General features: G+C 55.7%; 1 protein-coding gene. It reads left to right on the top strand.

Annotated features, from left to right (window positions below; genetic code table 11):
* Positions 1 to 660: substrate-binding domain-containing protein (locus EN932_RS36350; protein WP_128369537.1), on the top strand; the 660-nt coding region annotated here is incomplete at its 5' end.
* Between the last annotated feature and the right edge of the window lie 579 nt (positions 661 to 1,239).

The following is a 1,239-nucleotide window of genomic DNA, read 5'->3' as shown; positions in this document are numbered from 1 at the left end:
GTTCAGTTGTGGCAGCGCACCCTTCATCAGGTTGCTGTTCCACCCGGCAGTCGTGCTGTTCTGACTGTTGGTAGCGAAATCAGCATCGCCGAGCCCCTTCTGCTCGACTGGGTTCGATGGATGCGTCAATCCCTTCCGGATATCGCGCTTCATGTGCACGTCGATGTGCCGCAGGACCTAATCGATCAAGTCGCATCCGGGCTCGTTGACGTGGCAATCATGTATGCGCCCCAGCATCGGCCCGGCCTGAAGATCGATCTGCTCATGGAAGAAAAACTCGTGCTCGTGACAACCGATCTGGAAGCACGCCTGGCGGGCAGCATAGACTACGCGCACATAGACTGGGGGCCAGATTTTACGTTTCATCATGGCATGAATTTCCCTGACGTCGCGCCGGACCTTTTTATGGATCTCGGCCCGCTTGCGCTCAGCTATATTCTTTCGGTTGGTGGATCCGGCTATTTCAGGATGAGCGCGGTACAGCCTCATATCGAGGCCGGACGGCTTCACCTCGTGCCCGAAACGCCGCAGTTCTCATATCCCGCTTACGCCGTTCAGTCTGCCAACGCAGATGAAGCCGTGGTGGCCCCTGCCATGGCTGGATTGCACTCTGTCTTGAATGGCGATGCTTTTTTAGGTTTCCCACCGTCTTGCACATGAGGATGCTTGATATCGTCCTTCACATCGCGGTACCGATCCCGGATTGGACGAGGGTGACAACCAGTTGACGGGTTGCCGATCAATTTTGTACGAAAGTGCGGTCGATGGACCGGGCTTTCGAGATGTCCGCCATGCACTAAGGGATGGCTTTTTTGCCTTTCTGATGCATCTTTGGTGTGGCCTGGGTCTTGACTGAGATGTGAAGAACCCCAGTCCGGCGCTACTCAGGCAGGAGACTGGCTGGCGCCGATTGTCACCTGTGTGAGCGATCCCGAATTTGGAAACGTGGAAGCAGCGTGTAACTCTGCAGTGCGTTTCCAGCCCAATTTCGGCCGCCATCAAAAAAGACAAGCGACGGGCAATACGATGGCTATCTCGCCACGATACCGGGCTCGTCGCAATGTTCCAGCGAGGCCAGCAAAGAGTCTCATGGCGTTGCCGCCGAAACTAAGACAGATGCAAGAAAATTGCGTTGAAATCATAAGTGTCGTTTCACAACGAAGGCGCCGACGCCAAACCGAAGACCCGACCTAGCCGGGAAGCCATCAACATTTCTCCACCGCACCTGCAGCGCAGATG

Source organism: Mesorhizobium sp. M7A.F.Ca.US.002.01.1.1, from assembly GCF_004022955.1.
GTDB classification, from domain to species: domain Bacteria; phylum Pseudomonadota; class Alphaproteobacteria; order Rhizobiales; family Rhizobiaceae; genus Mesorhizobium; species Mesorhizobium ciceri.
The sequence above is the reverse complement of the archived record's forward strand: the minus strand, read 5'-3'. Positions and strand labels throughout refer to the sequence as shown.